The 4,507-nt window shown below is 64.3% G+C and carries 7 protein-coding genes; 1 reads left to right on the forward strand and 6 read right to left on the reverse strand.

Going from position 1 to position 4,507, the window contains the following annotated elements:
• Positions 1-48: 48 nt before the first annotated feature.
• The 6 genes from rsmG to rpmH all read right to left on the reverse strand — a co-directional run bounded on the left by rsmG (position 49) and on the right by rpmH (position 3,230).
• Complete coding sequence (gene rsmG / locus QZV84_RS09535) at positions 49-672, reverse strand: 16S rRNA (guanine(527)-N(7))-methyltransferase RsmG (protein WP_292828842.1); 624 nt, start codon at positions 670-672, stop codon at positions 49-51.
• Between the two features lie 64 nt (positions 673-736).
• Positions 737-1,255 (reverse strand): R3H domain-containing nucleic acid-binding protein, encoded by a 519-nt coding sequence (locus QZV84_RS09540; RefSeq protein ID WP_292828845.1) that lies wholly within the window; start codon positions 1,253-1,255, stop codon positions 737-739.
• A gap of 37 nt (positions 1,256-1,292) precedes the next feature.
• On the reverse strand, positions 1,293-2,384 hold the full coding sequence (gene yidC, locus QZV84_RS09545) for a membrane protein insertase YidC (protein WP_292828848.1): 1,092 nt from the start codon (positions 2,382-2,384) through the stop codon (positions 1,293-1,295).
• Positions 2,385-2,387: 3 nt separating this feature from the next.
• On the reverse strand, positions 2,388-2,729 hold the full coding sequence (gene yidD, locus QZV84_RS09550) for a membrane protein insertion efficiency factor YidD (RefSeq protein WP_292828858.1): 342 nt from the start codon (positions 2,727-2,729) through the stop codon (positions 2,388-2,390).
• 17 nt (positions 2,730-2,746) lie between these two features.
• Positions 2,747-3,082, reverse strand: coding sequence for a ribonuclease P protein component (rnpA, locus tag QZV84_RS09555; protein WP_292828851.1), 336 nt, complete (start codon positions 3,080-3,082; stop codon positions 2,747-2,749).
• Positions 3,083-3,092: 10 nt separating this feature from the next.
• Positions 3,093-3,230 (reverse strand): 50S ribosomal protein L34, encoded by a 138-nt coding sequence (rpmH, locus tag QZV84_RS09560; protein WP_091701326.1) that lies wholly within the window; start codon positions 3,228-3,230, stop codon positions 3,093-3,095.
• A 326-nt stretch (positions 3,231-3,556) separates the two neighbouring features.
• Here rpmH and QZV84_RS09565 point away from each other — a divergent pair.
• Positions 3,557-4,507 (forward strand): DnaA/Hda family protein (locus QZV84_RS09565; protein WP_292828856.1); only part of this gene is annotated, 951 nt, incomplete at its 3' end.

Consider the following 4,507-nt stretch of genomic DNA (forward strand, 5'->3'; position numbering starts at 1 on the left):
CGCTACTCGACCACCGGATGTTTCACGTGAAACGTCCCTGAGCGTGGATCAGCGCACGCTCGCGCGCACCACGCGCGTCGGCTCCGCCAGGAGTCCTTCGCCGACGACTTCGAGACGCACGTTGCTCAGCCGGTATTTGCGCAGCTGCTTGTCGGCGGCGTCGATCTCTGTGGATGCATTCGCACCCTTGAAAAGGATGAGCTCACCGCCATCGCGAACAAGCGGAGCCGTCAGAGGCACCAGAGTCCGAAGTGCGCTCACTGCGCGTGCGGTGGCGGCATCCAGCGTCGGTCCTCGTCGCCAATCCTCGGCGCGAGCCCGAACGACCTCGACATTGTCGAGTCCGAGTTCGGCTGCTTGCTCAGACAGCCAGGCGACGCGACGCTCCATCGGCTCGATCAGGATCCACTCGACATCAGGCCTTGCGATGGCGAGCACCAGTCCGGGCAGTCCGGCGCCGGATCCGACGTCGCCGACACGTCCGGAGAACAGCGGAGCGGCAACGGCGCTGTTCAGGATGTGGCGGGTCCACAGCCGTGGAGGCTCGAGTGGGCCGATCAGCCCGCGCGCCTCGCCGTGATCTGCCAGCGTCTGCGTGAACTGCCGCGCCAGATCGATCCGCGCGCCGAAGATCTTCGCAGCAACCGCGGGCTCGACCTCGACAGCGGTCATGGAGCCTTCTGGGGCTCCGCCCCAGAATCCCGGTTTGCTGACGCGCACCGTTTCACGTGAAACATCACCCGCGGCTGATGACCGTGTGGCGGTCGGCGCCCTCGCCATACGACTCGGACACGAACCTGCGGTCGGCGACGATGTCATGCACGAGCTTGCGTTCGTAGCTCGACATTGCGGGCAGCGAGGCCTGCGTCGCACCCGCCTCGATACGGGCGATGGCCCGATCGACGAGTGTCTCGAGCTCGCGTTGACGCGTGGCCCGCGATCCGCCGATGTCGAGAATGAGCCGGGAGAAGCGACCCGTGCGGTTCTGTACCGCGATGCGGGTGAGCTCCTGGAGGGCCTGCACGGTTTCGGGGTCTGACAGCAGCGCGAGCGAGCCGGCCTGATCCGACTCGAGTGAGACGTATGCCCGGCCGGATTTCACATCGAGCGCGAGGTCTCCGTCGATATCGGCGATGTCCATGAGTTCCTCGAGGAAGTCCGCGGCGATGTCACCTTCCTGCTCGAGTTGCTCGACGGTGGCGGCGGTGCGCTCGAAGGGCGTGGCATCGACGGGGGAGAGGTCAGGTGTAGTCATCGGTTCCTCGAGATGGATCGGGTGAAGAGCAGTGGACTCAGGATGCCGCGCCGGCGGTGCCGGCGGCAGGATCGGCAGAGCCGCTCGGCTTGGAGCCACTGTCGCGGGGCTTCTGCGACTGCTTCTTGGCGCGCTGCTTGCCGACGGGCTGCTGCCGCTTCGGGGCTGCCGCCCGGGCACGCTCGGCCTCTTCGTACAGGCGCTGCTGTTCGGCCTCGTACTTCTCGATCGGGATGATCTTGCCGGAGGAGTCGAGAGCCTTGCCCTTGCGCGCCAGGCGCTCCTCGCGCATCTTGGCGGCATCTGACCCAGGTGTGGGCATGTTCCGGATGACGATGAACTGCTGCACCATCGTCCACACGTTGCTCGTGAACCAGTAGATGACGACACCGAGCGGGAAGAAGACGCCCGAGAAGACGAAGGCGAAAGGCAGCACGTAGAGCATGATCTTCTGCATCTGGTACGCCTGGCCGGTCTTGGCCTCGGGCGAGAGGTTCTTAGAGATGATCTGCAGTTGAGTGAAGAACTGCGAGACGATCATCAGGACGACCAGTACGAGCAGGATGCCGACGGTCACCTGCCAGCCCGGAGCCTGGGCTTCCCACGCTCCGACCAGGGTGTCGTGCAGCGAAGCGACGCCGAAGAGCTTGGCGTTGTAGAACTCGGTCATGAGTTCGTTGTTGAGCGGGCCGACACCGGTGTGATTGGGGTCGGTCTTGATGGTCTGGACGCCGTTCAGAACGCTGAACAGTGCGAAGAAGATCGGCATCTGCACAAGGAGGGGAAGACAGGACGACGCGGGGTTCGTGCCGTGCTTCTTATACAGCGCCATCGTCTCGCGGCTCATTGCCTCACGAGAGAGCTGATCCTTCTTGCCCTTGTACTTCTCCTGAACTTTACGCAGTTCAGGAGCTATTTCCATCATCTTTCGCTGGCTCTTTATCTGCCGGACGAAGAGGGGGATCAACGCAGAGCGCACTACCAGAACCAGGCCGACGATCGCCAGCACCCAGGTGATGCCCGCCTCCGGCGGCAACCCCATCACGGTGAAGAGCCAGTGCCACGATACGAGGACGAGCTCGACCACCCATTTGAGCGGCCAGAGGATGATTCCGATCAGATCCGGCACGGATCAGTCCTTTCTGAGGGAGACAGGTACGACGAAGCCCCAGGGGGTCAGCTCGTACCGGAAGTTCTTGTGAAGGGGCACGTCATCGACGCCACCCTTCGCCCAAGGGTGGCAGCGCGCGATGCGAGCGGCTGCCATGGCGGAGCCTTTGAGTGCGCCGTGCTGCTGAACCGCGCCGACCGCATACGCCGAGCAGGACGGGTAATACTTGCAGACGTCCCCGTACGTAGGGGAGATGGTCGCACGGTAACCATGGAGCAAGCTCAACACGGTATTGCGCGGCAGGAGCGGAAATGCGCGAAGTGCGGAGGATGCTTCCAGGTGGCCCTGACCGACCGACGCCATCGGGAGCGTCGCGGAACTCACGTCGCGCTCCGGGCGAGGCATCGCGTCACTTCGGCGCGCAGATCAGCGAACGCAGCCTCGGCGCCGTTGGGCAGAACGCGGATCACGATGTCGGATCCGGCCCGCACCGTCGGCAGCGCCTCGGCGCAGACGGCCTTCAGGCGCCGGCGCACAGTGTTGCGCACCACCGCCGGGCCGACCTGGCGGCTCACGATGAATCCGAAGCGCGCCGCTCGATCTTCGCCGGAGTCGCTGGAGTACATGACGGTATGCGGGCTCGCGCAACGACGACCCCGGCGGACGACGGCCTTGTAATCCGCTCCGCGGGTGAGTCGGTTCGGCCGAGCGAGCACCGCCGGAGGGTCAGGCCGAGAGCTCGGTGCGCCCCTTGGAGCGACGAGCGGAGAGGATGCTGCGGCCGGCGCGAGTGCGCATACGGGCACGGAAACCATGCTTCTTGGCGCGGCGGCGGTTGTTGGGCTGGTACGTGCGCTTGGTCATGAGATCACTTCCGGATCAGGTGTCCCGGCAATTTCTGGAGTAAGGACTGACGCTCAGACCGGGGACGTGGGAACGGGACTGCCGTCAAGGCATAAGTCAACCGATTAAGGTTACGTTCCCGGGGCCCAGAACTCAAACTGAGCAGAATCGGCTCGGCATTATCGCGACAGATTCGCAGACTCCTGGCGATGACACGCGGTGCGGTCCTACAGTGGAGTTTGCTCCCGTGACGCCCGCTCACTAGCGTGGCTCGGGCAGTTATCCACAGGTTCGGTGTGACGCTCTCCGTTTCGAACTGGGTGGCGCGTCAATCTCCCGGGGGGGCCATGTCATCGCACGAAGTTCCAGACGTACCTGTCTGGTCAGCCGTGCTCGATGAGCTTGCCGGAGACGCCCGGGTGACTCCGCAGCTGCAGGGATTCCTCAGCCTCGCCGTACCCCAGGGAGTCATGGGCGGAACCCTCTACCTCGATGTGCCGAACGATCTGACCGCTGCGCAGATCAACAAGCGCATGCGAACGCCGATCATGGAGGCCCTCACCCGCGTCGATCGGGATCAGCAGCACGATCCCTCGGCGACTGCATTCCGCGTCGTGGTCAATCCCGAGCTCACCGAGACCCAGCTGACCGCGCCGATCCCGGTGCAGGCGAACTCCCCCTCGACCCCGACGCGTCAGCCATTGCAAGAGTCGATCGACGCAGCATCCGGCGCCTCGCGCAGCGATACACGACTGAACCCGAAATACACGTTCGACAACTTCGTGATCGGCCAGTCCAACCGCTTCGCCCACGCCGCGGCGGTCGCCGTTGCCGAAGCCCCGGCGAAGGCGTACAACCCTCTTTTCATCTACGGTGACTCCGGTCTCGGCAAGACGCATCTGCTGCACGCGATCGGCGATTACGCCCTCAGCCTTTATGCCGGCATCCGGGTGCGCTATGTCTCGAGCGAAGAGTTCACGAACGACTTCATCAACTCGATCGCGAACAACCGGGGCTCGGCCTTCCAGGCCCGCTACCGCGATGTCGACATCCTCCTGATCGACGACATCCAGTTCCTGCAGGGTCGCGCCGAGACCCAAGAAGCGTTCTTCCACACCTTCAACACGCTGCACGATCACGACAAGCAGGTCGTGATCACGAGCGATGTGCCGCCCAAACACCTCACCGGCTTCGAAGACCGCATGCGCAGCCGGTTCGAGTGGGGCCTCATCACCGACGTGCAGGCGCCCGACCTCGAAACGCGCATCGCGATCCTGCGCAAGAAGGCGCAGAGCGAG

The sequence above is a fragment of the Microbacterium sp. genome, assembly GCF_011620715.1.
GTDB lineage: Bacteria > Actinomycetota > Actinomycetes > Actinomycetales > Microbacteriaceae > Microbacterium.

Excerpts from the sequence above, each read along its gene's own strand:
- rsmG (WP_292828842.1), bottom strand. The coding sequence starts at position 672 with ATGACCGCTGTCGAGGTCGAGCCCGCGGTTGCTGCGAAGATCTTCGGC.
- QZV84_RS09540 (WP_292828845.1), bottom strand. The coding sequence starts at position 1,255 with ATGACTACACCTGACCTCTCCCCCGTCGATGCCACGCCCTTCGAGCGC.
- yidD (WP_292828858.1), bottom strand. The coding sequence starts at position 2,729 with ATGGCGTCGGTCGGTCAGGGCCACCTGGAAGCATCCTCCGCACTTCGC.
- rpmH (WP_091701326.1), bottom strand. The coding sequence starts at position 3,230 with ATGACCAAGCGCACGTACCAGCCCAACAACCGCCGCCGCGCCAAGAAG.